Raw genomic sequence first — 26556 nt, forward strand, 5'->3', positions numbered from 1 at the left:
CGGTGCGGTGTCTGTGGATGGGGCGGGGTCAGCGACGCGACATGTAGATGTCGAGCGCCTTGTGCAGCAGCTTGTTGAGCGGGAAGTCCCACTCGCCGACGTACTCGACGGCCTCGCCGCCCGTGCCGACCTTGAACTGGATCAGACCGAACAGGTGGTCGTTCTCGTCCAGGGTGTCACTGATGCCGCGCAGGTCGTAGACGCTTGCGCCGAGCGCGTAGGAGTCGCGCAGCATGCGCCACTGCATCGCGTTCGAGGGGCGGACCTCGCGCTTGTGGTTGGCGGACGCGCCGTACGAGTACCAGACGTGCTGGCCGACGGTGAGCATCGTGGCGGCGGCCAGCGGCTCTCCCTCGTGCGTGGCGATGTACAGCCGCATCCGGTTGGGGTCCTCGGAGTTGAGGGCCGTCCACTGGCGCTGGAAGTAGCTGAGCGGGCGCGGACGGAACTTGTCGCGCTCGGCCGTGACCTCGTACAGCTTCTGCCAGGTCGGCAGGTCCTCGTAACCGCCCTGGACGACCTCGACGCCGGCCTTCTCGGCCTTCTTGATGTTGCGGCGCCACAGCTGGTTGAAGCCCTTGAGGACGTCGTCCAGCGAGCGGTTGGCCAGCGGTACCTGGAAGACGTACCGGGGCTGGACGTCGCCGAAGCCGGCGCCGCCGTCCTCGGCCTGCTGCCAGCCCATCCGGCGCAGCTTGTCGGAGACCTCGAAGGCGCGGGGCTCGATGACGGAGGCCTCCACGTCGCGCAGGCGCTTGACCTCCGGGTCCTGGATCCCGGCCTTGATGGCGGTCGAGTTCCAGCGGCGGATGACGACGGGCGGGCCCATCTTCACGGTGAAGGCGCCCTGCTGCTTGAGGTGCGCCAGCATCGGCTGGAGCCACTCGTCGAGGTTGGGGGCGTACCAGTTGATGACCGGGCCCTCGGGAAGGTACGCGAGGTATCGCTTCACCTTGGGCAGCTGTCGGTACAACACGAGTGCGGCGCCGACGAGTTCGCCGGACTGGTCGAACCATCCGAGGTTCTCGGAGCGCCACTCGTTCTTCACGTCGGCCCACGCCGGGACCTGGCAGTGGCTAGCCGAGGGCAGGCTCTGGAGGTAGCCCAGGTGCTGCTCTCGGCTGATGGTCCTCAGGGACAGGCTCATGCGGGGCGTCTCCTCGGCGGCTTCGCTGGCTATGGCGCGAAGCCTACTGCGACAGGGGCGCCACCCATCTGGGGGACAGGCCGTGCCTGGGCCGGTGGGAGGCCGGCGCCCCGTCGCGGAAGCACCCGGTCAGCCCAGCCAGCCGCCGAAGAGACCGCCGTGTGCCATGCCGAGGAAGAAGCCGAAGGCCGAGGCGCCCAGGCCGACGATCAGTGCTGAGCGCTCGCGTGTCGTGACGGAGACGAACTGGCCGTAGAGCCCGGTGACGATCCCGATCAGCCCCGTCCACGAGCTGATCAGGTGCAGATTGTCGAAGAAGGCCGTGACGAACGCCACGGCGCCGAGGATCAGGGTGACCGCCACCAGGGTGTCCTGGAGCGGATGGGACTTGCCGTCGGTCGCGAAGAGCGAGATGGAGGACTGGCGTCGCATTGCCTGTGCCATCGGAAGGCACCTCCTGGCTGCAGCAGAGCGGTGCTGCGGGCTTCCCACGGCAGGAGCCGAAGGCATAGCACCGAGCACACCCGATGCATACAGATTGTGGCCTCCTGGCGCCGGATTTCAACCGGAAGGAGTCGACGAGGTAGTCTGTACAGCTGCGCGGTGTCTGCTCTGCAGATGCCGTGCGCACGCATCACGACCCTCCTGCCACGGAACGACCGTGGCCGCTGAGTCCAAAGGAGGTGGGTTCCACATGCGTCACTACGAAGTGATGGTCATCCTCGACCCCGATCTCGAGGAGCGCGCTGTCTCCCCGCTGATCGAGAACTTCCTTTCTGTCGTCCGTGAGGGCAATGGAAAGGTCGAGAAGGTCGACACCTGGGGCCGTCGTCGTCTCGCTTACGAGATCAAGAAGAAGCCCGAGGGCATCTACTCGGTCATCGACCTTCAGGCCGAGCCTGCGGTCGTCAAGGAGCTTGACCGACAGCTGAACCTGAACGAGTCGGTTCTCCGGACCAAGGTCCTTCGCCCCGAGACCCACTGAACTTCGGTTCAGCGGTAATCGGGACCGAGTAGCACAGCAGCCCAGCAGCAATCCCCGCCGAGAGGTTCATCCATGGCAGGCGAGACCGTCATCACGGTCGTCGGCAATCTCGTCGACGACCCCGAGCTGCGCTTCACCCCCTCGGGTGCGGCGGTCGCGAAGTTCCGTGTCGCGTCCACTCCCCGCATCTTCGACAAGCAGACCAATGAGTGGAAGGACGGCGAAGGCCTGTTCCTCACCTGCTCGGTCTGGCGTCAAGCGGCGGAGAACGTCGCCGAGTCCCTTCAGCGGGGCATGCGCGTCATCGTGCAGGGCCGGCTGAAGCAGCGGTCGTACGAGGACCGCGAGGGTGTCAAGCGCACGGTCTACGAGCTGGACGTCGAGGAAGTCGGCCCCAGCCTGAAGACCGCCACGGCCAAGGTCGCCAAGACCACCGGTCGCGGTGGCCAGGGTGGATACGGCGGCGGTGGCGGCGGTCAGCAGCAGGGCGGCGGCGGTGGCAACTGGGGCGGAGCCCCCAGTGGCGGCGCTGCTCCCCAGGGTGGCGGAGCTCCCTCCGACGACCCCTGGGCGTCCAGTGCGCCGGCCGGCGGCCAGCAGCAGGGCGGCGGCGGTGGCGGTTGGGGCGGAAGCTCCGGCGGCACCGGCGGCTCCGGCGGTGGCTACTCGGACGAGCCCCCTTTCTAGGGAAGCTCGCACCCCCACTTCTTGATTTCACAGGAGAGACACAATGGCGAAGCCGCCTGTGCGCAAGCCTAAGAAGAAGGTCTGCGCGTTCTGCAAGGACAAGACCGTGTACGTGGACTACAAGGACACGAACATGCTGCGGAAGTTCATTTCCGACCGTGGCAAGATCCGTGCCCGCCGCGTCACCGGCAACTGCACGCAGCACCAGCGTGACGTCGCCACGGCTGTCAAGAACAGCCGTGAGATGGCACTGCTGCCCTACACGTCCACCGCGCGATAAGGAAAGGGTGACCGAATAATGAAGATCATCCTGACCCACGAGGTCTCTGGCCTCGGCACCGCCGGCGATGTCGTAGACGTCAAGGACGGCTACGCTCGCAACTACCTGGTCCCGCGCGGTTTCGCGATCCGCTGGACCAAGGGTGGCGAGAAGGACGTGGCGCAGATTCGCCGCGCCCGCAAGATCCACGAGATCGCGACCATCGAGCAGGCCGCTGAGTTCAAGGCCAAGCTCGAGGCTGTCAAGGTCCGTCTGGCCACCCGCGCGGGTGACGCCGGTCGTCTCTTCGGTTCCGTCACGCCGTCCGACATCGCCACGGCGATCGAGGCGTCCGGTGGCCCGAAGGTCGACAAGCGCCGCGTGGAGCTGGGCTCCCCGATCAAGACCCTCGGTTCGTACCAGGTCTCCGTGCGTCTGCACGCTGACGTGGCCGCGACCGTGGGCATCGAGGTCGTCGCCGCCTAAGGGCTGCGCATGAAGGGCCGCACCCCTGTGGGGGTGCGGCCCTTCTTCGTTGTCGGGAGTTCTGGTTCTGGTCCTGGGCTCCGGGCGGTCGATGCGATGTTTCACGTGAAACAGAGGCCCGGCTCGGCGGCCCTGTTTCACGTGAAACATCGCCTGCAGGCGCTTGGCTCTACCGGGTGGCTCCGGCGACCAGCCAGCGGCCCGAGCGGGCGCGCAGCTGGAGGGTGACCATCCGGACCACCATCATCAGCGTCATGGCGCACCACAGGGCCGTCAGCCCGCCGCCCAGGGCCGGTACGAGCAGTGCGGCCGGGGCGAAGACGGCGAGGGTCAGCAGCATGGCCCAGGCCAGGTAGCGGCCGTCGCCCGCGCCCATCAGGACACCATCGAGGATGAAGACGATGCCCGAGACGGGCTGCGAGAAGGCCACCACGAGCAGGGCCGGCAGCAGGGCGTCCTCGACGACCGGGTCGCTCGTGAAGAGCGGGATGAACACGGGGCGGGCCGCGATCACGAGGAGGCCCAGGACGATGCCGGAGACGATCCCCCACTGCACCATGCGGCGGCAGGCGGCCTTGGCCCCCTCGGTGTCGCCCGCGCCGAGGTAGCGGCCGATGATGGCCTGCCCGGCGATGGCGATCGCGTCGAGGGCGAAGGCGAGCAGGCTCCACAGCGAGAGCAGGATCTGGTGGGCCGCGATGTCGGCGTCCCCGAGGCGTGCGGCCACGGCGGTCGCGATCAGCAGGACGGCCCGCAGGGACAGGGTGCGGACCAGCAGGGGTGCACCGGCCTGTGCGCAGGCCCGGATCCCCTCGATGTCGGGGCGCAGGGAGGCGCCGTGCCGGCGCGCGCCCCGGACGACCACGACCAGGTAGGCGGCGGCCATGGCGCACTGGGCGATCACGGTGCCCCAGGCGGAGCCGGCGATGCCGAGGCCGGCCCCGTAGACGAGGGCGACGTTCAGGCCGCCGTTGAGGGCGAAACCGCCGATCGCCACGTAGAGCGGGGTCCGGGTGTCCTGGAGGCCGCGGATGACACCGGTGGCGGCGAGCACCACGAGCATCGCGGGGATGCCGAAGGCGGAGATCCGCAGGTAGGTGATCGCGTACGGGGCGACGGTGTCGGAGGCTCCGAAGAGGGAGATCAGGGAGGGCGCCGTGGGGAGCACGACGGCGACGACGACCGCGCCGAGCAGCAGGGCGAGCCAGATGCCGTCCATGCCCTGCCGGATGGCAGCCTGGAGGTCGCCGGCGCCGACACGGCGGGCCACGGCCGCGGTGGTGGCATAGGCCAGGAAGACGAAGATGCTCACGGCCGTGGTGAGCAGTGCGGCCGCGATGCCGAGACCGGCCAGCTGGGGTGTGCCGAGGTGGCCCACGATGGCACTGTCGGCCATCACGAAGAGGGGTTCGGCGACGAGGGCACCGAAGGCGGGGACGGCGAGTGCGAGGATCTCGCGGTCGTGCCGTCTCGGGGCAGCCTTCGGTGCTGTGGGGGCCTGTCTCATGTGCTCAATCTAATCTTCCACAGGTAATAGACGCAAGGGGGCTGGACTCCTTACGAATCCACCGATTCGAGCGTTCGCCCCACCTCGTTGGAGGCGATCTCGAGACAGTGGCCAAGAATTTTCTCCCCCACAGCCCGTGGAGGGAGAAACCCCAGGTCAGATAAGGTGCATGGGTGGGCCAGGTGATTTTGTCCACAGCGCCGTCCCCCGGTCCGTGCACAGCTTCCGGGGAGTTACCCACAGCATTGGCGCCGTCATCCACACACCCTGTGGATAACAAGATTGGCTGACGTCGCTCCCGGCCCTACCGTTGGTTCGTTGTCCGACTCGCCGAGAGCCGATTCGGGTGCCCCAAATGTCAGAGCTGTGTCGTAGAAAGAGTGACACGGCAAGGTCCGCGTTGCGGACGGGAGGAGGCGGCCCGGTGAGCATGTCCGAGCCCATGGACGACCCCTGGGCCGACAGCGGTCCAGGTGACCGTCTGCCCGCCCGCCCGCGTCGAGGCGGCGAAGGCCGTGGCCGCGGGGACGAACAGAGCGACAGGGGCCGCGAGGGCGGCTCCTGGGACGGTGGTGGCGGCGGCTTCGAGCGGGTCCCGCCCCAGGACCTCGACGCCGAGCAGTCCGTCCTCGGCGGCATGCTGCTGTCGAAGGACGCCATCGCCGACGTGGTCGAGGTGCTCAAGGGCCACGACTTCTACCGTCCGTCGCACGAGACGATCTACCAGGCCATCCTCGACCTGTACGCCAAGGGAGAGCCGGCCGACCCGATCACCGTCAGCGCGGAGCTGACCCGGCGCGGTGAGATCAGCAAGGTCGGCGGGGCCCCCTACCTGCATACCCTGGTCCAGTCGGTACCCACGGCGGCGAACGCCGAGTACTACGCGGAGATCGTCCACGAGCGGGCGGTCCTGCGTCGGCTGGTCGCCGCCGGTACGAAGATCACGCAGATGGGTTATGCCGCTGACGGCGACGTGGACGAGATCGTCAACAGCGCCCAGGCCGAGATCTACGCCGTCACTGAGCAGCGGACCTCCGAGGACTACCTGCCGCTCGGCGACATCATGGAAGGCGCCCTCGACGAGATCGAGGCGATCGGTTCGCGCAGCGGCCAGATGTCGGGTGTCCCGACCGGCTTCACGGACCTGGACTCGCTGACCAACGGTCTGCACCCGGGCCAGATGATCGTGATCGCGGCCCGTCCCGCCATGGGCAAGTCCACCCTCGCGCTGGACTTCGCCCGTGCCTGCTCCATCAAGGCCAACCTGCCCAGCGTCATCTTCTCCCTCGAAATGGGGCGCAATGAGATCGCGATGCGCCTGCTCTCGGCGGAGGCCCGGGTGGCGCTGCACCACATGCGCTCCGGCACGATGACGGACGACGACTGGACCCGGCTGGCCCGCCGGATGCCGGACGTCTCCGCCGCCCCGCTCTACATCGACGACTCCCCGAACCTGTCGATGATGGAGATCCGGGCCAAGTGCCGTCGGCTCAAGCAGCGCAGCGACCTGTCGCTCGTCGTCATCGACTACCTCCAGCTGATGCAGTCCGGTGGCTCGCGCCGGCCCGAGAGCCGCCAGCAGGAGGTCTCGGACATGTCCCGAAACCTCAAGCTGCTGGCGAAGGAGCTGGAGGTCCCGGTGATCGCGCTGTCCCAGCTGAACCGTGGTCCCGAGCAGCGCACCGACAAGAAGCCGATGGTCTCCGACCTGCGTGAATCCGGATCGATCGAGCAGGACGCCGACATGGTGATCCTGCTGCACCGAGAGGACGCGTACGAGAAGGAGTCCCCCCGCGCGGGCGAGGCGGACCTGATCGTGGCGAAGCACCGTAACGGTCCGACGGCCACCATCACGGTGGCCTTCCAGGGCCATTATTCGCGGTTCGTGGACATGGCCAACACGTAGCATCCGCCCCATGGATGCCGTGATCGAAAACCTTGTCCTCCTTCCCGCGACCCGGCGTGCGCTCGCCCACCGGATCGCGGTCGCGCAGCGCGAAGGCCGGGCGCCGTCCCTGGTGGCGGCCGTGGTGCGGGGCGGAGAGGTGATCTGGGAGGGGTCCCGGACCATGGTGGAGGGGCACGGTCCCGACGGGAACGTGCAGTACCGGATCGGGTCGATCACCAAGACCTTCACCGCCGTGCTCGTGATGCGGCTGCGGGACGAGGGCCTGCTGGAACTCGGGGACCCGATCGAGAAGTTCCTTCCGGGTACGGGAGCCGGCGAGGTGACCGTGGGTCAACTGCTGTCCCATACGGCCGGGCTGGCGGCGGAAACGCCCGGCGAGTGGTGGGAGCGGACGGCGGGCACGCTACGTCCGGAGCTCTCGGACGTCCTGGGCGAGCACCCCTTCCGTTTCGCGCCGGGACAGCGCCACCACTACTCCAACCCGGGCTACACGCTGCTCGGTTCGCTCGTGGAGGCCGTCCGCGCGATGCCGTGGGAGGAGGCACTCCGCACCGAGGTGCTGGAACCGCTGGGGCTGGAGCGTACGACGGCGCAGCCGGTGGCTCCGCACGCCGGAGGCTGGGCGGTGCACCCGTGGGCGGACGTGATGATGCCGGAACCCCTGGAGGACCTCGGGCTCATGGCCCCGGCCGGCCAGCTGTGGTCCACCACCGGCGATCTGGCGAAGTTCGCGGCCTTCCTCGTACGGGGTGACGCGCGGGTACTGAGCGCCGAGACGGTACGGGAGATGCGGACGCCGGCCACTCCCCCGGAGCCGGGCATCGCCGAGCTCGGATACGGGCTCGGGACGCAACTGACGCTGAGCGGCGGGCGCCGTCTCGCGGGCCACAGCGGCTCGCTGCCGGGCTTCCTCGCCGGGCTGTGGCTGAGCGAGGCGGACGACGTGGCCGCCGTGGTGCTGGCCAACTGCACCTCGGGACTTCCGGCTTCGACGCTTGCGGCCGAACTGGTGGGGATCGTCGCGGACGCCGAGCCGCGGATCCCCGAGCCGTGGCGGCCGCTGCGGGAGGCCGATCCCGTCGCACTGGAGCTGTGCGGCCCCTGGCACTGGGGCACGTCGGCCCAGGCCGTACGGCTGACCTACGACGGATTCCTGGAGCTGGGCCCGGTGGGCGGAGGCGGTCGGGCCGCCCGTTTCCGGCCGGAGCCGGACGGCAGTTGGACGGGACTGGGCGGCTACTACGCGGGCGAGACCCTGCGGGCCGTACGGCGGGCGGACGGGTCGGTGAGCCACCTCGACCTCGGCTCGTTCGTGTTCACCCGCGAGGCGTACGACCCGGCATCCCCGGTGCCCGGCGGGGTCGACCCGCAGGGCTGGCGGGGCATCGGCTAGCCGATGCGCCCCAAGGCTCCGCCGCCCCGCGATGCTCCCGCTGGAGTGCGCGCGGACGGGCGACGTGTGCCTCAGCCGGGGCGATGGCGTCCAGGGCCGGCCGGACCGTCGACAGAGGTCCGGCCCACACCTGGCGGATCAGAGCTGGAGCTTGAACCCGACGTGGGAAGCGGTGAAGCCGAGCCGCTCGTAGAAGCGGTGGGCGTCGACGCGGGTCACGTCCGAGGTGAGCTGGACGAGCCGGCAGCTCTCGGCGCGGGATCGCTCGATCGCCCATTCGATGAAGCGGGTGCCCAGTCCGCTGCCGCGTTCGTCGGCGTGGACACGCACGCCCTCGATGATCGAACGGGTACTCCCCATGCGGGAGAGCCCGGGGACGATCGTCAGCTGGAGGGTGCCGACGACGCGCCCCCCGCGGACGGCGACGACCACGTGCTGGTGGGGATCGTCCGTGAGCCGCTTGAGCGCCGCCACGTACGGGGTGAGGTCGTCCGTGGACTCCCGTGCCGCGCCGAGCGGATCATCGGCGAGGAGTGCGACGATCGCGGTCAGATCCCCCTCGTTGGCAGGGCGGATGAGCAGGTCGGAGCTGGTTTCGGTCATGGTCGGATCCTCCTCGCTCAGCCGGCCGCCACGGTGAGCGGGGCCCACCGGCGGGTCCAGTCCCCGGGCAGACCGGGGATGTTCCGGGTCATGACGGTGTTGAAGGCCACGGAGTCGAGACCGCGGGCCTTGAGCCAGCCGAGCAGCTCTTCGTGGCGTACGTCGACATCGGTGCGCAAGGGCCGGTCCGTGGCCGCCGCGAGGGCGGTGACGAGCGCCCGGGCCGCGCCGGTGTCCAGGGCCACCAGGGGCCCGATGACATGGGTCTCCATGTTCGGCCAGATGGCTCCGTAGCCGATCAGGTCACCGGACGGGTCCTCGGCGACGAGCAGCCGGTCGGTGAAGGCGGGCAGCCGGGTGATCAGGTGGGTCCGGTCGGTGCCGAAGACCTCGGCGTCCAGCCCGAGGATCCTCACGATGTCCTCGGCGCCGGCGGGCCGGACGCGGACGGTGTCCTGCGCGGGCGCGGTGGCATCCGGGCTGAAGGTGCCCCGGAGCATCTCGGCGCGGCCGGTGGTGTCGAAGCCGAGCTCTTCGTAGAGCGGGCGCCCGTACGGGGTGGAGTGCAGGGTGAGCGGAACGCCCTTGAGGAGGTCGTCGCAGATGTACGTCATCAGGCGCCGGCCCAGCCCCTGGCGAGCGTAGCGCTCGGCGACGAGGACCATTCCGATGGCGGCGAGTTCGGGATCGTCCTGCACGGCCCCGTACCGGGTGACCACGCAGGCCGCGGCGAGTCCTCGGCCGTCGGGGGCGTCGATGCCGTAGCCGTGTCCGGCTGCGAGCAGCAGCCCCCACTTGTGGTCCTCGCGGGGCCAGCCGCGGTCTTCGGAGAGATCGGCGCAGTGGCGGAGGTCGTCCACGGTCAGTGCGCGGATCGTCAGGGCGGTGAGATGGGGTGGTGTCACGGCCCCAGACTCGTTCATCGACCAGGACCCGGTCCAGGGGATTTGGGGCGGGATCTGCGGCGGATGTTTCACGTGAAACATCCGCCTGCCGGCCGGCTGCGGTCCGTGCGTCCTCTTTGAGCGTCGCCACTGTTTCACGTGAAACGGAGGTACTAGCCTCGGTGGTTATGACTCTCCTCCACCTGTTCGACCTCGATGGCACGCTGATGTACGGCTCGGGTTCGCCGATCGAGATCTCCCGGCAGCTCGGGCTCTCCGACGAGATCGACGCACTGGAGCGGGCCTTTGGCGCGCGGGAGATGCAGCCGCACCAGTTCGCGCTGGCGGCGCAGAAGCTCTGGACGGATCTGACTCCGGCACACGTCCGGGCGGCGTTCGACGGAGCTCCGTGGCTGTTGGGTATCCAGGAGGTCTGGCAGGAGATCCGTGGGCGCGGGGACTACTGCGCGGTGATCTCGCTGTCGCCGTCGTTCTTCGTGGAACTCCTGCTGGAGTGGGGCGCGCACGCCGCACACGGCTCGGTCTTCCCTCAAGTGCCCTTCACCCAGCTGGTGGACGTGGCAGGGATCCTGACGCCGGCAGGCAAGGTGACGGTCGCCGACCGGCTGTGCGAGCAGTTCGGTGTGACCCGGGCCGACTGCATCGCGTACGGGGACTCGAGCACCGACGTGGAGCTCTTCGCGGCGGTGCCGGTCTCGGTCGCGGTGAACGCCCGTCCCTACCTGGTGGAGCGGGCGACGTACGTCTACGAGGGCCGGGACCTGCGCGAGGCATACCAGCTCACAGGGGTGGTACGCACGGGAGTTGAGGCATCCTAAGGGGGAAGTGGGTTCGAAACGCGGAATTCCCGCATTTCCCCGCAAGCCCATGGGCGGACTGGCACGCTGTGAAACCCGGAACCACGGATTCGAAGGCCGTGGCGTGTGCAGACCTACCGAGATGCTCGAAGCGAGGCACCGCATGGACGCTCCGCCCACCAGATCGGCAAGACGGGGGCCGTCCCGGATACCGTCCGGGGACGGTGCGCCTGAGCCCTCCCCCGATGCCGCACTCATCCGCCGGACCCTCGCGGAGATCGAACCCGTCGCCGACAAGGTGACCTCCTACTTCTACGCCCTCGTGTTCACGGGACACCCGGAGCTCCGGGGGATGTTCCCCGCCGCGATGGACGTGCAGCGCGACCGGCTGCTGAAGGCACTGCTGACGGCCGCCGAGCACATCGACAACCCTGAGGTGCTCACCGCCTACCTGCGCCGGCTGGGCAGGGGCCACCGCAAGTACGGCACCCAGCCCGCGCACTATCCGCTGGTGGGAGAGGCCCTCATCGGGGCATTGGCCAGGTACGCGTCGACCTGGGGGCCGGAGGCCGAGGCCGCCTGGGTGCGGGCGTACACCGCGATCTCCCAGATCATGATCGACGCGGCGGCCGAGGACGAGCCCAAGGCGCCGCCGTGGTGGCATGCGGAAGTGGTCTCCCACGATCTGCGCACCTCCGACATCGCGGTGCTCACCGTCCGCCCGGACCAGCCCTACCCCTTCCTCGCGGGCCAGTACACGAGCTTGGAGACCCCGTGGTGGCCGCGAGTGTGGCGGCACTATTCCTTCGCCTCGGCACCGCGCGCGGACGGACTGCTGTCCTTCCACGTCAAGGCCGTTCCGGCGGGATGGGTCTCCAATGCGCTGGTCCGGCACGCCCGGCCCGGTGATGTGCTGCGGCTCGGGCCCCCGGCGGGGTCGATGGTGGTCGACCACAGCACCGACAACGGAATGCTGTGCCTGGGCGGCGGCACGGGCATCGCGCCGATCAGGGCGCTGATCGAGGACGTGGCCGAGCACGGAGAGCGCCGTCCGGTGGAAGTGTTCTTCGGGGCTCGCAGTGACGACGACCTGTACGACAAGGACACGCTGCTGGGGCTGCAGCGCTCGCACCCCTGGCTGTCGGTCCGCCCGGTGGTCTGCGACGAGGGGCTGGCCGGGCAACTGCCGCAGGCCGTCGGCACCCACGGGCCCTGGAGCTCGTACGACGCGTTCGTCTCGGGGCCGGCCGCGATGATCCGCAGCGGGGTGGACGCGCTGAAGAGGATCGGGATCCCCGCTGAGCGGATCCGCCACGACGAGGTGGAGGAACTGGCGGGCGTCGCCGGCTGATCCCGGAGCGGCGCCCGCGTCCGGTGGGTCAGCCCAGGTCCGGGGCGTGCATCGCGCGCACGCCTTCGATGTTGCCGTCAAGGTAGTGGCGCAGGGACAGCGGGACGAGATGTACCGCGGCGATGCCGACGCGGCTGAAGGGCACGCGGACGATCTCGTACTCGCCCGCGGGCTCGTCGATTTCGGGGCCGTGCCGCTGGCTGGGGTCCATGGATTCGAGATGGCAGACGAAGAAGTGCTGCACCTTGACGCCGGTCACTCCCTTGTCGGCGATGTGCTCGATGGTATCGACGAAGCAGGGCACGACATCGGTGATCTTCGCGCCGAGTTCCTCGTGGAGCTCTCGGTGGAGGGCGTCGACGACGGTGAGGTCCGAGGTCTCCACCCCGCCGCCGGGGGTGAGCCAGTACGGGTCGACGCCGGGTTTGGTCCGCTTGATGAGGATCAGGTCGCCACCGTCGAGCAGGATCGCGCGGGCGGTGCGTTTGACCACTGGACGTTCGGTCATGGTGGAAGAGTGGCCCAGACTTCCGCTTCTGAAACGCGTCCCCGGGAAACCCGCCGGGCGGGGGTCCCGGCGGTCCGAGCCGCGGTACGGCGTGCTCGGACCGCCTTCGGACGGCCGGTCAGCTCTCGGCGGCCGCCAGGTCCAGTGCCCGCAGGACGTCCGTGACCAGGTCCTCGGTGTCCTCGGCCCCCGCCGAGAAGCGGATGAACCCCTCCGACACGGCGTCGCCGCCCCACCGTCGGCGACGCTCAGCGGTGGACCGCACCCCGCCGAAACTGGTGGCGTCCTCGACGAGCCGCAGGGCGGCCATGAACCGTTCCGCGTGAGCGCGGTCGGCCAGGGTGAAGGAGACCACGGAGCCGAAGCCCCGCATCTGCCGCACGGCAGTCTTGTGGGACGGGTCCGCAGGCAGGCCCGGGTAGCGCAGCCCGGTGACGTCGGCGCGGCCGGCGAGGGCCTCGGCGACGGCGAGCGCGTTGGCCCACTGGCGCTGGGCGCGCAGTTGGATGGTGGACAGGGACCGGTGGGCGAGCCAGGCCTCCATGGGGCCGGGGATCGCGCCGACCACCTTGCGCCAGCGGCGGATGCCCGCGGCGAGCTCGGCGTTGCGGCAGACGACGTAGCCGAGCAGCAGGTCGCCGTGGCCGGTCAGGCCCTTGGTGCCGCTGGCCACCGAGAAGTCGGCACCCAGTTCGAGGGGGCGTTGGCCGAGCGGGGTCGCGAGGGTGTTGTCGACGGCGACCAGGGTTTCGCCGGCGCGAGCCGCGTCCACGAGGCGTCGTACGTCGCAGACGTCGAGACCCGGGTTGGACGGGGTCTCCAGCCACAGCAGCCGGGCCCCGTCGAGGACCTCGAGCTGGGCGTCCTCGCCGGTGGGGGCGGTGCGCACGTGGATCCCGTACGCCTCCAGCTGCTCCCGTACGAGGGGCAGTACCTGGTAGCCGTCGTCGGGCAGGACGACGGTGTCGCCGGCGCGCGCCTGGGAGAGCAGGACGGCGGACACCGCGGCCATGCCTGAGGCGAAGACGACCGTGTCCACCCCGTCCAGGCCGGGGGCCTCCAGCTCTCCGATGGCCTGCTCCAGCAGGGTCCAGGTGGGGTTGGTGTCGCGGCCGTAGGTGTAGGGACCGTCGACGTCGCCGGGCAGGTGGAAGTGGGCGGCGAAGACGGGGCCGGGCAGCGGTGGCTCGTTCTTGACGGGCTCCGGCAGGCCGGCGCGGACGGCGACGGTGCCGTCGCCGAGCCGGTCCGTCTTCGCAGGCACGGGGTCGGGGGCGCTCATGGGGTGTGCTCCTTCACGGCTTCGCTGACGGCGGCCAGCAGGCCGGGGCTCGCCGCCTCGACCAGGTGCAGGCACTCCTCGAATCCGTCGAGGGGGCCGTAGTAGGGGTCCGGGACGTCGGTCTGCGCGGCGGTGGCCGAAGGGTCGTAGGACCGCAGCACCCGGACCTTGGCGGCGTCCTCCGGGGTGGGCGCGAGCGCCCTCAGGTCACGCAGGTGGCCGGCATCGAGCGCGATGACGAGGTCGAGGCCGGCGAACCAGGAGGCCCGGAAGCGCCGGGCCCGGTGGCCCGGCTCGTACCCGGCGGCCTCCAGGACGGCGATGGTGCGCGGGTCGGCCCCGTCCCCTTCGTGCCAGCCACCCGTGCCGGCGCTGTCGACCTCGACCAGGTCCGCGAGCCCGGCGTCGGCCACGTGGGAGCGGAAGACCGACTCGGCCATGGGCGAGCGGCAGATGTTGCCGGTGCAGACGAAGCACACGCGGTACATGGGCAGCCGGCTTCAGTTCTTGTCGGGCAGGACCATGTTCACGGCCCAGGAGACGATGGAGATGATCAGGGCGCCGACGACCGCGGTCCAGAAACCGTCGACGTGGAAGCTGAGGTCGAACTGGGTCGCCAGCCACGAGGTCAGCAGCAGCATCGCCGCGTTCACGACGAGGGTGAACAGACCGAGGGTGAGGACGAAGAGGGGCAGCGAGAGCAGCTTCACCACGGGCTTGACGATGAAGTTGACCAGGCCGAAGATCAGCGCGACCAGGATCAGGGAGAGCACCCGGCGGCCCATGCTGCTGCCGTCGTCCAGCGTGATGCCCGCGAGGAGCCAGATGGCGACGGCGAGGGCGGCCGCGTTGGCGAGGGTCTTGACTACGAAATTCGTCATGTGTCTGATCGTTGCAGAGATGATCCCGGTGGAACATCAGCTGATCTGCGGATGCTTGCCGTACGTGAGAGGACGAGAGGTGCGAAGAAGATGAAGGCCTTCCGGCTGGACGAGCTAGAGGCCGAGCGGGCCGCGAACAAGGGCGCCTACCTGCAGTTCCTGCGCGAGCGGAACATGTCGGTCGGCCTGTACGCGCTGGACGCCGGGCAGAGCGATCCCCAACAGCCGCACGGCCAGGACGAGGTGTACTACGTAGTGAGCGGCCGGGCCTCGATCACCGTCGGGGAGGAGACGACGATGGTCGCGAACGGGAGCGTGGTCTACGTGCCGGCCGGGGTGCCGCACAAGTTCCACCACATCACCGAGAACCTGAAAGTAATGGTCGTCTTCTCGCCGCCGGAAGGGTGAACGGACCACGGGACCGACGCGGGGACTGAGGGTCCGGGGCGCCGGCCCCCTAGGGGGCGGATCAGGGGACTCCGGGGGCTCGCGGGCCCCCACCGGGGGCCGTGGCCTCCTAGCATCGAGAGCAGGAAGTCACGGACTAGGAAGAAGAGGTCGAGGACATGGAAGGCATCCGAGGGATATTCGAGGGCATGCCCTGGTGGGTCAAGTGGGTCGCGGTTCCGCTGCTGGTCCTGTTCGTCTTCGGCGGCGTGATCACCAGCATCCTCGGCGCGCTGATCGGCTTCGTCTTCAAGGCGCTGCTCCTCGTGGCCCTCGTCGGTGGCCTGATCTTCGTGGTCAAGAAGTTCAAGGGCACGGAGTCGAAGTCCTCCGCTGGAGAGTGGTAGAACTGGCACAACCCGGGCGACAGCGGGATTAACCCAGCTGAGGGAACGTGAACCGCTAAACCGCTCACAGCTCGTGAATCGGCGGATAGAGTGGCAATCTGTGCCGTTTCCTGGGCACCATAAGCCGGTACTGCCCGCTCTGACCTGCGGTTCTTTCATACAGCCACCGAGCACGACCCCCAGGAGTCACGGCATACGCGGGGGCGGCCCCCGCAGGGCGGGCCCCCCAAGGCTCGCCGCCACGCCTGGGGGTGAGCTTTGTCTTCGGTTCACAATGCCGGTGTGCCGACCCTGATCGGTTCGGTGCAGCGGGCACTGAGGCTGCTCGAAGCGGTGGGTTCCCATAGCGAGGGAGCCCCGGCGAAACAACTGGCGCGCGAGGCCGGGCTCCCGCTTCCCACCGCGTACCACCTGCTGCGCACCCTGACGCACGAGGGCTATCTGCGACGGGAGAGCGGGGTCTTCGTCCTGGGGGACGCCGCGGGCCGCCTGGCTGGTGGCGGGCTTCAGCAGAAACGTCGCAGCATGATCCTCGACTCCCTCGCGCACTTCCGCGACGCGGTCGGGGCCCCCGTCTACTTCGCGGTCTACCGCGAGGGTGAAATCGAGGTCGTGGGTGTCTCGGACACCCCGGCGGCCCCGGCCTGCGAAGAGTGGGCCGATTTCCGCGCGACCGGCCATGCGCACGCCATCGGGCAGTGCCTGCTCGGCCAGCTCGACGAGAAGACGCGCAAGGACCATTACGACCGTCACCCGGTCGAACCCATCACCCCCTACACCGTGCGGGATCTGCGGGCTCTGGAGCAGCGGATCGGCTCCATGGAGCGGATGCAGCCGGTCACTGAGCGTCAGGAATACGCCCTGGGCACTGTGTGTGCGGCCATCCCCATCACCGCCGGCGACACCGCCGCGACGATGGCGATTTCCCTCCCCCTGCACCAGGAGCAACGATTGCTCTATGTGGTCGATCGGCTACGGAGTGAAGTAGGCGCGCTGTTGAGCACCCTCTCGTTCTCTATCAGTATCTGAAAACTCACTCCTTGTGATCTGCTAGCGCTTCCACCACTCTTGTCAAGAGGGCCCTGGGGGATCATTCCTGGCCACTTCCACTACAGCGGGGTAGGCAATGCGCGAGTCGGTACAGGCAGAGGTCATGATGAGCTTCCTCGTTTCCGAGGAGCTCTCGTTCCGGATTCCGGTGGAACTCCGGTACGACGCTCGTGACCCCTACGCAGTCCGCCTGACATTCCATCTTCCCGGAGATGCGCCCGTGACCTGGGCGTTCGGCCGGGAACTCCTTCTGGACGGCATCAACAAGCCATGCGGAGACGGCGATGTCCACATCGCCCCGACCGATCCGGAGGACCTGTCCGATGTCCACATCCGGCTGCAGGTAGGCGCAGACCGGGCTCTCTTCCGCGCGAGTGCGGCGCCACTCGTCGCGTTCCTCGACCGGACCGACCGGATCGTTCCGCTCGGACAGGAGCGCAACCTCGGCGACTTCGAGGAGAACCTCGACGAGGCGCTCGACAAGATCCTCGCGGAATCGCAGCAGAACGAGCAGAACGCGGGCTGACCGAAGCCCGGTAGAACGCCCGCCGGCCACGTCGCGCCGGCAAACGCCACCACATCACCGGCATCACCTGCGTCACGACACCACCGCACCACCGCACGTACTACTACGCACCACGGCTCAGCGTGCCGACGCGCTGAGTGCTCCACCCCGCCGTTCCTCACGACCGGCCGTGCGCGCGAACTGACCTGTCGCGCCCGCCGGTCCGCCATTCAGTGCTTGCGCCGCCGGCCCCGGCCGCCGCCGAGCGGCCCCGAGGCCGCTGTGGCCGCCGGGGATCCCGCGCGGTCGGCGGACACGACCAGAGCGGCCAGCGCCGTCGTCACGGGTACCGAGGCGACCAGTCCGATCGAGCCCACGAGGGTCCGTACGATCTCCTCCGCGACCAGCTCGCTATTGGCCACCGAACCCATACTGCTGTTCGCGATCGAGAACAGCAGGAGGAGTGGCAACGCCGCGCCCGCGTAGGCCAGTACCAGGGTGTTCACCACCGACGCGATGTGGTCCCGCCCGATGCGGATGCCCGCCCGGTACAGCCCGCGCGGGCCCATCGACGGGTCTGCCTGGTGGAGTTCCCAGACCGCCGAGGTCTGAGTGACGGTCACGTCGTCGAGTACGCCGAGCGATCCGATGATGACACCCGCAAGCAGCAAACCGCTCATGTCGATCTCCGGGTAGAGCCCGTGGATCAGCCCGGTGTTGTCGTCCGTATTGCCGCTGAGGAATGCCCAGTCGATGAACAGCGAGCCCAACAGGCCGATCAGCAGCAGGGAGACGATCGTGCCGAGGACCGCGACCGAGGTGCGGGCCGTCAGCCCGTGGCACATGTAGAGCGCGATCAGCATGATCGCGCTCGCTCCGACCACGGCCACGACCAGCGGATTCGACCCCTGCAGGATCGCGGGGAGGATGAAGAGGGTCAGGATCGCGAAGCTGACGGCGAGGGCGATGAGCGCGAACAGCCCGCGCATCCGCCCGACGAGCACGACCGCGAGGGCGAAGATGCCCGCGAGCAGGGTCATCGGCAGCTTGCGGTTCACGTCGATCACGGAGTATTGGAGGTCCTGGGGCGCATCCGGGGCGTAGGCGACCACCACTTCCTGACCGCCCGCCAGTTGTCGTGGTGCGCCCGGCTGGACGATCTCGAAGAACTTCCTGCCCTTGTCGGGGCCGGTGCCGACTTCGATGGTGACCTTCTTGCACTCACCGGTCTGCGAGGCGAGGGCCTCGCGGCCCTCGGGGGTGGAGGTGTCGCCGGTGGCGGGTACCTGCGCGGCGTTCACTGATTTGCAGTCGACGTACTGGAGCGCGATGACCTTGCCCTGCTGGGTCTGGCGGTCGAAGCCCACCCCGGTGCGCTCGTGGCCCGGTGCGCCGCCGGGCCAGAGCACCGCCATGCCGATCACGACGGCGGTGGCGAAGGGGATCAGGACGGCCGCGATCACCTTCCGCAGGTGCTTCGAGACGGGGGCCGCCGGGCCATGGCTGTGCGAATGTCCATGGGAGTGGCCGGGAGACCGGTCGGGCGGGGGGCCGGGGTCCGCGTGCGCGTGGCCGGCGTGACCAGCGGGATCAGTGGGCTCGGTGGGGGGCTGCGGCGAGGACGTCACTGGCAGATCATCGCAACAGATGAGGGGGCCCACTGTTCAGCACGCCACAGATGACGCTAGCGTGGGGGCTACTTTGCACAACGCGGGAGCTCGGAGCACCGGGCTGAGAGGGCGCTGATCACCGTTCGCATTCGAATATGCGTACGGGAAGAGGCTGCGTCGACCGCCGAACCTGTTACCGGGTAATGCCGGCGTAGGGAGATTAGGTCTCATGACCATTCAGGACGCAAACACGCCTGCCGTCAGCCAGGACGCCGACGGCCAGACCGAGCGCCAGCCCGGCTGGCACAAGGGATACGTGGCGGGCTCCCGCCCCGACATCCGGGTGCCGGTTCGACAGGTGCACCTCACCAACGGCAAGGACGTGACGCTCTACGACACGTCCGGGCCGTACACCGACCCGCAGATCGAGACCGACGTCCGTCGCGGTCTGCCGCCGCTGCGCGAGAACTGGATCATCGGCCGCGGCGACACCGAGGAGTACGCGGGCCGTCCCGTGCGTCCCGAGGACGACGGCATCAAGCACACCTCGCCGCGCGGTGGCCTCAAGAACCTCGACGCGGTCTTCCCGGGCCGTCCGCGCCAGCCCCGCCGTGGCCGTGGCGGCGCCGCGGTCACGCAGCTCGCGTACGCCCGCCGGGGCGAGATCACCCCGGAGATGGAGTACGTCGCGATCCGCGAGAACGTCTCCCCCGAGGTCGTCCGCGAGGAGATCGCCGCAGGTCGCGCGGTCATGCCGGTCAACGTGAACCACCCCGAGATCGAGCCGATGATCATCGGCAAGCGATTCCTGGTGAAGGTCAACGCCAACATCGGCAACTCCGCGGTCACCTCCTCGATCGAGGAGGAGGTGGACAAGATGACCTGGGCGACCAAGTGGGGCGCCGACACGGTCATGGACCTCTCGACCGGCCGCAACATCCACACCACCCGCGAGTGGGTGCTGCGCAACTCCCCCGTACCGATCGGCACCGTGCCGCTCTACCAGGCGCTGGAGAAGGTCGACGGCCGCGCGGAGGACCTGACTTGGGAGATCTACAAGGACACGGTCATCGAGCAGGCCGAGCAGGGCGTCGACTACATGACGGTTCACGCCGGCGTGCTGCTGTCGTACGTGCCACTGACCGCGCGCCGCAAGACCGGCATCGTCTCGCGCGGCGGCTCGATCATGGCCGCCTGGTGCCTGGCGCACCACAAGGAGAACTTCCTCTACACGAACTTCGAGGAGCTCTGCGAGGTCCTCGCGGCGTACGACGTCACCTACTCGCTGGGTGACGGCCTGCGCCCCGGTTCCATCGCGGACGCCAACGACGCGGCGCAGTTCGCGGAGCTGAAGACCCTCGGCGAGCTGAACACGATCGCCAAGCGGTACAACGTGCAGACGATGATCGAGGGCCCCGGGCACGTCCCGATGCACAAGATCAAGGAGAACATCGACCTTCAGCAGGAGATCTGCGAAGAGGCGCCGTTCTACACGCTCGGCCCGCTGACCACCGACGTCGCGCCCGCGTACGACCACATCACCTCGGGCATCGGCGCCGCGATGATCGCCTGGTGGGGCACCGCGATGCTCTGCTACGTCACGCCCAAGGAGCACCTGGGTCTGCCGAACCGCGACGACGTGAAGACCGGTGTCATCACGTACAAGATCGCGGCCCACGCGGCGGACCTGGCCAAGGGCCACCCGGGCGCCCAGGAGTGGGACGACGCCCTGTCGGACGCGCGGTTCGAGTTCCGCTGGGAGGACCAGTTCAACCTGGCCCTCGACCCGGACACCGCCCGCGAGTTCCACGACGAGACCCTCCCGGCCGAGCCGGCCAAGACCGCGCACTTCTGCTCCATGTGCGGTCCGAAGTTCTGCTCGATGAAGATCTCCCAGGACATCCGCCGCCAGCACGGCGGCGACCTGGGTGCGGCGGAGATCGAGGCGGGCATGGCGGAGAAGTCCGCCGAGTTCGCGGCCGCGGGCAACCGCGTGTACCTGCCGCTGGCCGACTGACCGGTCGTAGAGGGCAGCCCGCCAGTAGGGCGGAGACCATGGCAGGGCGGACCCGTGACCCGGGGGGAGTCACGGGCCCGCCCTGTTGTGCGGACGTGCGCTGCGTGTCGACGAACAGGATGTCCTCCGGGTAGGGCATCCGTTCTGCCTGCCGGAGGAACCCGTCCGGGGCGGTATGCGGCATCGCCGGCGACGAGCACGCCAACGGAGCCAACATCGAGGTGTCGACCTGGAGCGGCCGGGCGTTTCGGCCTTGTGCTGGAGTGCGCTCCAGCTCCTACAGTGCGCGCTCATGAGCATGCGATACCGAATTCTGGGTGGGACCGGCATCGAGGTCAGTGCGCACTGCCTCGGCACGATGATGTTCGGGGCGGTGGGCAATCCGGATCACGAGGAGTGCGCGCGGATCATTCACGCCGCGCTCGATCACGGGATCAACTTCGTGGACACCGCGGACATGTACTCCGCCGGGGAGTCCGAGACGATCGTGGGCAAGGCCCTCAAGGGCCGGCGTGACGAAGTCGTGCTCGCGACCAAGGTGCACTTCCAGATGGGCGAGGGCCGCAACCGCAGCGGGAACTCCCGGCGGTGGATCGTGCGCGCGGTCGAGGACAGCCTGCGGCGGCTGGACACCGAGTGGATCGACCTCTACCAGGTGCACCGGCCGGACCACGGGACGGACGTCGAGGAGACCCTGGCGGTTCTCGGCGATCTGGTCCGAGCCGGCAAGATACGGGCCTTCGGCTGCTCCACTTTCCCGGCCGAGGAGATCGTCGAGGCGCACCACGTCGCCGAACGGCGGGCTCTGCCGAGGTTCCGGACCGAGCAGCCGCCGTACTCGATCCTCGCGCGCGGGATCGAAGCCGGTGTGCTGCCGGTGGCCAGGCGGTACGGGATGGGCGTTCTGACCTGGAGCCCGCTCGCATCCGGCTTCCTGAGCGGGAAATACCGGCTCGGGGGCGCCGTCGACCTGACCTCGGGGCGTGCGGCGCTGACTCCCGCCCGCTTCGATCCCGCGATTCCGGGCAATGTCGCGAAGCTGGAGGCCGTGGAGAAGCTGGTGGAGCTCGCCGACTCCATCGGCTGCACCCTGCCCGAGCTGGCCGTGGCCTTCCCGCTGGCGCATCCCGCCGTCACGTCGGTGATCATCGGGCCGCGGACCATGGAACAGCTGGAATCACTGGTGAAGGGTGCCGGGCTGGTCCTCGACGACGCCGCCCTCGACCGGATCGACGAGATCGTGGAGCCGGGACGGAACCTGTACCACCCGGATGGGGTCTGGCGCCCGCCGGCGCTGGCGGATGTCGCGCAGCGGAGGCGGGCGCCGGGAGACCGGTCCGCCGGTTAGACGGACGAGCGCTCCGATGTTTCACGTGAAACAGGAACCGATGTTTCACGTGAAACATGGCTCGCGGCGAAGCCGCGGTTGGTCTCGGTCTGGCGACGGTAGGCCTCGGGCAGGTCGGGCAGGGACAGCAGGCGGTCGCAGGCCTGCAGCGAGGCGTCCATGTCCCCCACCCAGTACGCGGTGATGGAGTGCTCGAAGAGCAGCCCCCACCGGTACACCCACGGCTGGACGAAGAGCAGGTCGTCGGGGACCGGCCGGTCCAGGACCGCCCCGGTGATGGCGTGCGCCGTGTGGTGGCGGCCCAGGAGGCGCAGCCTGGAGGCGAGTTCGTAGCTCGCCTCCAGACGGCCCGGCCGGGATTCCCAGGCGCGAGTGAGGGCGTCGAGGGCAGCGGGTTGGTCTCCGCTCTCGCCGTTCAGGACGCCTGCTTGGAGCAGCGCGTAGTAGACCTCCTCGTTCCAGCCGCCCATGGCCGCACGGCGCTCGTAGAGCCGGATGGCGGCGGCCGTGTCGCCCATGTCGCGCATCGTCTGGGCGAGGTAGAAGACGGTGCGGGGGTTCGACGGGTCCCGCTGGAGCTCGGCACCGAGCAGGCGTGCGTCCCGCTCGAACTTGTCGTGCCGGGAGCCGCCGTCCGCGTAGTCCTCGATCACCAGTGCGTCCAGGTTCTCCTGGAGTCCGGGGCGCTGGTCGTTCTCGTCGCGCCGGTCGCAGGTGAGGTACTCGTGGGTGACGCCTTCGTACCGCCAGGGGAGATCGGCGCGGACCAGGCGTTTGATCCGGTACTCGGTCGTGCCCTCGTGGCGCAGCATGTACGAGTCCGCGGTGAGCGGGGGCAGCTGGCCCGTGGGGCGTAGGACGAGGTCGGCGTCGAGGAGCAGCAGGTAGTCGGCCTTGCCCTGGGCGTGGCCGATGTTGAGGCTCCGGTTGTGCCCGAAGTTCTCCCAGGGCTCTTCGTGGAGCTCTCCCGGAATCCCGCGCAGGGCTTCGCGGATGAGGTCCTGGGTGCCGTCTGTGGAACCCGTGTCGGAGATGACCCAGGTGTCGATGAGGTCCCGTACGGAGTCGAGACAGCGCTCGATGACGGAGGATTCGTTCTTCACGATCATGCAGAGGCAAATGGTCGGCTTCACGGCGGCTGACCCTAGGGACGGCTCTTGGGCCGGCGGGTGCGGCACGCCGGTGCGCGTACCCGAGTGGCTGTGTCGGAGGCCGCCAGGTGGCCGTTCCCACTGGGCCGTTCCGATGAACGATGGGCGTGCCGGTCTGACTCGCGGGGGCCAGGTCTTCAAGATGACCCGCGGAGTCCGGTCGTACTTCCGGACTTCGGAGTTCCATTCGATCCGGTGTGTGCGAGGAGCGGTACATGAGTTCTGAGAACAAGGCCCGTACCTACCTGGGGCCGTTGCCCCGACGGGCCGGTTGGCTGACGGGCGGCACGCTCGCCTCGGTGGCGCTGGTGCTGGCAGGCATGGCGTCCCCGGCAGTGGCCCTGACCGCGGTGCCGACGAATTCGGGCGACTGCAAGACCGAACAGCGCAGCCAGGACACCGGGACCCAGGAGACGGCAGACCTGATCGGGCAGCAGGCCCACGGCGACGACGACTGCAACGTGGGCCCGACGGGCCCGCGGGGACCGCGCGGACCGAAGGGCCAGACCGGCCCCCGGGGCGCGACGGGTCCGACGGGTCCGCGGGGCTACACCGGCCCGACGGGTCCGAAGGGCGCCACCGGCCCCTGCAATGACATCGACAGCTACTCGCCCTCGAACACCGAGGACTTCCACGCCGCACTCGTGGGTGGGGTCGCCTACGCGGGCCGGGCAACCGTACCCGGCGGTGCCCCGGTCTGGCAGAACATCAGCAACGCCGACAACCCGGGCTTCCCGGGGCGCCTCGCCTGCGGCATCTCCATCGCGGCCCAGGGCGGCGACGCCTTCATCAAGGTGCTGACCACGACCGGCCAGGTGTACCAGACGCACGGTGACGTGGCCGGCATGACCTTCGTCTGGGACGAGGCCTGGACCCAGCTCCTGCCGGCTCCGAACCCGATGCTCGGCCTCCGTAGCAAGGGCGTCGAGTGGAAGGGAGACATGTCCTACTCCGGTGCGCCGAACGGCCTCTAGCACTCACTCCAGGTCGGTCTCCGGGCCGCCGAAGTCCGGGCTGGTGAAGTCCGGAGACGTGTAGCCGTGACGGGGCCGCTCAGCGGGGGCCCCAGGACTGGTGAAATCGGGCCGGGTGTATCCCAGATTGGGGATGCGCCCGGCTCCCGGCTTTCGGGGGGCCGGAAACCCGGTGCCCGAGCTGGGATCGGCCAGTGCGTCCCGGAGGAACGGCATGATGCCGCGCTCGAGGAGGGCGTGGCGCCAGGCTTCCCGGGCTCGTGACACCTCGTCGGGTGCCGCCTCGGTCTCGTTCGCCGCCACCTCGGTGGAACTGTTGCGGACAGCCGTCACGAGCAGCCCGATCACGGCGAAGAGCAGGGCGGCGGCTGTGAGCCCGCCGAAGAGCCAGCCTGCCGTCAGCATCGTGTCGGCGAAGGCCGGTTCGGGTTCGATCATCTTCAGGATGTAGCCCACCAGCAGGAAGATCAGCATGGCGGTGCCGGCCAGGACCGGTGCGAGGACCGCGACCACGGCGCTGACGCCCGCGCCACCGCCCGTGCCCTGCCCGTCGCCCTCCGCCCCCGTCGTTCCGGGGGTGGACAGGATCTCGTCCTGCCGTTCCTTGCGGACCTGCACGTAATGGTCGTACTCGGCTGCGGCCGCAGCCGTCAGCAGTGCGGTGGCCCCCATGGCCATGGTGCGCAACTGTTCGGCGTTCAGCCGTTCGCCGATGGTGGCGAGCTCGGGCCGGTCGTTCGCCGTGCGCAGCGCCTCGTCGAGGAGCCGATCGAACTCCGGTCGGTCTTCGGTGAGCAGGTGCGGAGCGCTGGTCATGTGCATCCCCCGATGCTCCGTAGGGTCCGGTTTGCCCGTGTAGAACGGGGCGCCGGCACAAACGGAGGAGAGCCTGCTACGGATAGAGCGATGGTAGAGCGCCCAAGCCGTACGTTGACAGGGGCTTTCCGGAAATACCCAGCTCCGGGAAGCCTCAGTCGTTCAGCGGGAGTTGTACGACGAGCAACTTGCCCGCCATCGTCACGCCGCCGTCCATTGCGATGGCCAGGCCCTCCGCGTAGACGTGCGGGCCGACCACGGCGTCCGGACCGTGCGAATTGTCGCCGTCCTCGGTGCCCACCTCGCCCAGCAAATACGGGATGGGGCTGTGGCCGTGCACGACGCGACTGCCACCGTAGGTGCCGATGAGCTCGCGGACGGCCTGGGGGCCGGTTCCTTCGTCGCGGAAGGCGAAGCGCTTGGTGAACTTGCGGAACAGGTCCCAGGTGATGTCTGCGTCGTTGCGGTTGAGCAGCTCGTGGATGGTGTCGTTGACGTCCTCGACCGAGTCGCCGTAGTCGAGGTAGGCGGTGGTGTCGGAGTGCAGGAGCAGGTGGTCATCCACCAGGACCGCCGCGTCCAGCCGGGACATCCACTGGAGGTGGACGTCCTGCAGCCTGTCCATGTCGGTGCGCTGGCCGCCGTTGAGGAGCCAGGCGGCCTGGAAGGTGGCGGTGCCGGCGCCGGAGACGACGGGGGTGTCCCCGAACCGCTTGGCGCCGATGAGCAGCAGCTCGTGGTTGCCCATGAGGGCCTTGCAGTAGCCGCCCGCGGCGGCGGCTTCGGCGGAGAGCCGCATGACGAGGTCGATGACCCCGATGCCGTCGGGTCCTCGGTCGGTGAAGTCGCCGAGGAACCAGAGCCGGGCGTTGCCGGCGGACCAGTTGCGGTCCTCGTCGATGAGTCCCTGGAACTGCAGTTCGGAGACGAGTTCGTCGATGTAGCCGTGGACGTCGCCTACGACGTAGAGCGGGCCGGGGCCCTCTCCAGGGGTCTCCTGGGGGACGTACTGGATCTGGACGGTGTCGCCGGGGCCGCCGAGGGCCCCGCGCCCGATGACGGGGAGGTCGCGCTGCGTCGGGGTGTACCCCTCGGGGTCGCTCTCCTCGGGGGCGTGGCCCATCGGCCGGCCGGGCTCGTCGGCGCCGCCGTACGGGGCTGCGTGGCCGTACCCGTGCTGCGCGGGGACGGGAGCCCGGCTCGCGTCGTAGTACGCGGGGTACTCGCCGTAGACGGGAGCGTCCGCCACAAGCCCCGCGGAGTTTCCGGATACGGCTGCTGCGGCCCCCGCGGAAACGGTATGCGAGGCGGGTTCGACGACCGGCAACCGGAAGTCCCGCTCGGTGTCCGTCCGCACCGCGGGTCCCTGACCGGCCCCCTGAGTCATCGACCCCTCCACCACCATCGCGCTGCCGTACACCTGAGGACCCTCCTGCCTTCGGGCCGGGGGGTCCGTGATGTCGTGCGCCCATCATAGGAATGCAGCTCGCGCTCTGTGACGCACCAGGGGTGGTGAATCCTGGTTGGAGTGGGAGCTTCCTACCGCTTTCTACCGATATCGGTGTTGCGGAAATCTTTGGCGGGGCCGGTG

Annotated in this window: 28 protein-coding genes and 1 riboswitch; of the genes, 15 read left to right on the forward strand and 13 right to left on the reverse strand. The window is 69.1% G+C overall.

Translation table 11 applies throughout. The annotated features are described in order from the left end of the window. Window positions 1-28 precede the first annotated feature (28 nt). Window positions 29-1147 (reverse strand): lipid II:glycine glycyltransferase FemX, encoded by a 1119-nt coding sequence (locus OTB20_RS00550; protein ID WP_267754523.1) that lies wholly within the window; start codon window positions 1145-1147, stop codon window positions 29-31. 129 nt (window positions 1148-1276) lie between these two features. Beyond that, window positions 1277-1591, reverse strand: a complete 315-nt coding sequence (locus OTB20_RS00555) for a hypothetical protein (RefSeq protein ID WP_267814429.1) — start codon at window positions 1589-1591, stop codon at window positions 1277-1279. A gap of 250 nt (window positions 1592-1841) precedes the next feature. Between OTB20_RS00555 and rpsF the strand changes: the two genes are divergently transcribed. The 4 genes from rpsF (at window position 1842) to rplI (ending at window position 3564) form a co-directional block, all read left to right on the forward strand. After that, entirely contained in the window at window positions 1842-2132 is a 291-nt protein-coding gene (rpsF, locus tag OTB20_RS00560; RefSeq protein WP_015034882.1) for a 30S ribosomal protein S6, read from the forward strand. Window positions 2133-2204: 72 nt separating this feature from the next. After that, window positions 2205-2819 (forward strand): single-stranded DNA-binding protein, encoded by a 615-nt coding sequence (locus OTB20_RS00565; RefSeq protein WP_267814430.1) that lies wholly within the window; start codon window positions 2205-2207, stop codon window positions 2817-2819. 43 nt (window positions 2820-2862) lie between these two features. After that, on the forward strand, window positions 2863-3099 hold the full coding sequence (gene rpsR, locus OTB20_RS00570) for a 30S ribosomal protein S18 (RefSeq protein ID WP_003956534.1): 237 nt from the start codon (window positions 2863-2865) through the stop codon (window positions 3097-3099). 18 nt (window positions 3100-3117) lie between these two features. Continuing rightward, window positions 3118-3564 (forward strand): 50S ribosomal protein L9, encoded by a 447-nt coding sequence (gene rplI / locus OTB20_RS00575; RefSeq protein ID WP_267814432.1) that lies wholly within the window; start codon window positions 3118-3120, stop codon window positions 3562-3564. A gap of 169 nt (window positions 3565-3733) precedes the next feature. On the opposite strand, the gene OTB20_RS00580 is transcribed toward rplI, so the two are convergent. Beyond that, window positions 3734-5071: an MATE family efflux transporter gene (locus OTB20_RS00580; RefSeq protein ID WP_267814433.1), complete on the reverse strand. Its 1338-nt coding sequence runs from the start codon at window positions 5069-5071 to the stop codon at window positions 3734-3736. A 442-nt stretch (window positions 5072-5513) separates the two neighbouring features. On the opposite strand from OTB20_RS00580, the gene dnaB reads away from it, so the two are divergent. Beyond that, on the forward strand, window positions 5514-6977 hold the full coding sequence (dnaB, locus tag OTB20_RS00585; RefSeq protein ID WP_254382415.1) for a replicative DNA helicase: 1464 nt from the start codon (window positions 5514-5516) through the stop codon (window positions 6975-6977). 10 nt (window positions 6978-6987) lie between these two features. Beyond that, window positions 6988-8373, forward strand: a complete 1386-nt coding sequence (locus OTB20_RS00590; protein WP_267814434.1) for a serine hydrolase domain-containing protein — start codon at window positions 6988-6990, stop codon at window positions 8371-8373. 138 nt (window positions 8374-8511) lie between these two features. Here the strand turns inward: OTB20_RS00590 and OTB20_RS00595 are convergent, their stop codons facing one another. Then, window positions 8512-8976, reverse strand: a complete 465-nt coding sequence (locus OTB20_RS00595) for a GNAT family N-acetyltransferase (RefSeq protein ID WP_267814435.1) — start codon at window positions 8974-8976, stop codon at window positions 8512-8514. Between the two features lie 17 nt (window positions 8977-8993). Further along, complete coding sequence (locus tag OTB20_RS00600; RefSeq protein WP_267814436.1) at window positions 8994-9881, reverse strand: GNAT family N-acetyltransferase; 888 nt, start codon at window positions 9879-9881, stop codon at window positions 8994-8996. A 167-nt stretch (window positions 9882-10048) separates the two neighbouring features. Here OTB20_RS00600 and OTB20_RS00605 point away from each other — a divergent pair, with 167 nt between their 5' ends. After that, complete coding sequence (locus tag OTB20_RS00605) at window positions 10049-10699, forward strand: HAD family hydrolase (protein WP_267814438.1); 651 nt, start codon at window positions 10049-10051, stop codon at window positions 10697-10699. 121 nt (window positions 10700-10820) lie between these two features. Further along, window positions 10821-12029, forward strand: a complete 1209-nt coding sequence (locus tag OTB20_RS00610) for a globin domain-containing protein (RefSeq protein ID WP_267814439.1) — start codon at window positions 10821-10823, stop codon at window positions 12027-12029. Between the two features lie 28 nt (window positions 12030-12057). On the opposite strand, the gene OTB20_RS00615 is transcribed toward OTB20_RS00610, so the two are convergent. The 4 genes from OTB20_RS00615 to OTB20_RS00630 all read right to left on the reverse strand — a co-directional run bounded on the left by OTB20_RS00615 (window position 12058) and on the right by OTB20_RS00630 (window position 14700). Continuing rightward, window positions 12058-12537, reverse strand: a complete 480-nt coding sequence (locus OTB20_RS00615) for an NUDIX domain-containing protein (RefSeq protein ID WP_267814440.1) — start codon at window positions 12535-12537, stop codon at window positions 12058-12060. A gap of 118 nt (window positions 12538-12655) precedes the next feature. After that, window positions 12656-13819, reverse strand: a complete 1164-nt coding sequence (locus tag OTB20_RS00620) for a cystathionine gamma-lyase (RefSeq protein ID WP_267814442.1) — start codon at window positions 13817-13819, stop codon at window positions 12656-12658. Beyond that, window positions 13816-14307, reverse strand: a complete 492-nt coding sequence (locus OTB20_RS00625; RefSeq protein WP_267814444.1) for a low molecular weight protein-tyrosine-phosphatase — start codon at window positions 14305-14307, stop codon at window positions 13816-13818. Before OTB20_RS00625 ends, OTB20_RS00620 begins: the two co-directional genes overlap by 4 nt. A gap of 12 nt (window positions 14308-14319) precedes the next feature. Further along, window positions 14320-14700: a phage holin family protein gene (locus OTB20_RS00630; RefSeq protein ID WP_267754479.1), complete on the reverse strand. Its 381-nt coding sequence runs from the start codon at window positions 14698-14700 to the stop codon at window positions 14320-14322. A 90-nt stretch (window positions 14701-14790) separates the two neighbouring features. On the opposite strand from OTB20_RS00630, the gene OTB20_RS00635 reads away from it, so the two are divergent. From OTB20_RS00635 to OTB20_RS00650, 4 genes are all read left to right on the forward strand, one after another. Further along, on the forward strand, window positions 14791-15108 hold the full coding sequence (locus tag OTB20_RS00635) for a cupin domain-containing protein (protein ID WP_267814445.1): 318 nt from the start codon (window positions 14791-14793) through the stop codon (window positions 15106-15108). A gap of 158 nt (window positions 15109-15266) precedes the next feature. Continuing rightward, window positions 15267-15494: a DUF5326 family protein gene (locus OTB20_RS00640; protein WP_267814447.1), complete on the forward strand. Its 228-nt coding sequence runs from the start codon at window positions 15267-15269 to the stop codon at window positions 15492-15494. Window positions 15495-15785: 291 nt separating this feature from the next. Further along, complete coding sequence (locus OTB20_RS00645; protein WP_267814690.1) at window positions 15786-16523, forward strand: IclR family transcriptional regulator; 738 nt, start codon at window positions 15786-15788, stop codon at window positions 16521-16523. Window positions 16524-16620: 97 nt separating this feature from the next. Further along, window positions 16621-17070 carry an SsgA family sporulation/cell division regulator gene (locus tag OTB20_RS00650; RefSeq protein ID WP_267754475.1) on the forward strand — a complete coding sequence of 150 codons (450 nt, stop codon included), beginning with the start codon at window positions 16621-16623 and terminating at the stop codon, window positions 17068-17070. A gap of 209 nt (window positions 17071-17279) precedes the next feature. Here the strand turns inward: OTB20_RS00650 and OTB20_RS00655 are convergent, their stop codons facing one another. Beyond that, the gene (locus OTB20_RS00655) at window positions 17280-18677 is read right to left on the reverse strand and encodes a YibE/F family protein (RefSeq protein ID WP_267814449.1); all 1398 of its coding nucleotides are present in this window, start codon (window positions 18675-18677) and stop codon (window positions 17280-17282) included. 72 nt (window positions 18678-18749) lie between these two features. After that, window positions 18750-18894, forward strand: a riboswitch (TPP riboswitch). Between OTB20_RS00655 and thiC the strand changes: the two genes are divergently transcribed. Together thiC and OTB20_RS00665 are read left to right on the forward strand one after the other, a co-directional pair. Further along, complete coding sequence (gene thiC, locus OTB20_RS00660) at window positions 18889-20676, forward strand: phosphomethylpyrimidine synthase ThiC (RefSeq protein ID WP_267814450.1); 1788 nt, start codon at window positions 18889-18891, stop codon at window positions 20674-20676. (Overlaps the previous riboswitch by 6 nt.) A gap of 298 nt (window positions 20677-20974) precedes the next feature. Then, window positions 20975-22024 carry an aldo/keto reductase gene (locus OTB20_RS00665; protein WP_267814451.1) on the forward strand — a complete coding sequence of 350 codons (1050 nt, stop codon included), beginning with the start codon at window positions 20975-20977 and terminating at the stop codon, window positions 22022-22024. On the opposite strand, the gene OTB20_RS00670 is transcribed toward OTB20_RS00665, so the two are convergent. Beyond that, the gene (locus OTB20_RS00670; protein ID WP_267814452.1) at window positions 22021-23157 is read right to left on the reverse strand and encodes a glycosyltransferase; all 1137 of its coding nucleotides are present in this window, start codon (window positions 23155-23157) and stop codon (window positions 22021-22023) included. The two genes, OTB20_RS00665 and OTB20_RS00670, sit on opposite strands and share 4 nt — an antisense overlap. 233 nt (window positions 23158-23390) lie before the next feature. Here OTB20_RS00670 and OTB20_RS00675 point away from each other — a divergent pair, with 233 nt between their 5' ends. Continuing rightward, window positions 23391-24149 (forward strand): hypothetical protein, encoded by a 759-nt coding sequence (locus OTB20_RS00675; protein ID WP_267814453.1) that lies wholly within the window; start codon window positions 23391-23393, stop codon window positions 24147-24149. Between the two features lie 3 nt (window positions 24150-24152). Here OTB20_RS00675 and OTB20_RS00680 read toward each other — a convergent pair whose 3' ends face one another. Together OTB20_RS00680 and OTB20_RS00685 are read right to left on the reverse strand one after the other, a co-directional pair. Continuing rightward, on the reverse strand, window positions 24153-24971 hold the full coding sequence (locus OTB20_RS00680; RefSeq protein ID WP_267814454.1) for a hypothetical protein: 819 nt from the start codon (window positions 24969-24971) through the stop codon (window positions 24153-24155). Window positions 24972-25119: 148 nt separating this feature from the next. Next, a complete protein-coding gene (locus tag OTB20_RS00685; RefSeq protein ID WP_267814691.1) occupies window positions 25120-26367 on the reverse strand; it encodes a metallophosphoesterase in 1248 nt (415 codons plus the stop codon). Window positions 26368-26556 lie beyond the last annotated feature (189 nt).

Origin of the sequence: Streptomyces sp. H27-H1 (assembly GCF_026627445.1) — a bacterium.
Lineage (GTDB): Bacteria > Actinomycetota > Actinomycetes > Streptomycetales > Streptomycetaceae > Streptomyces.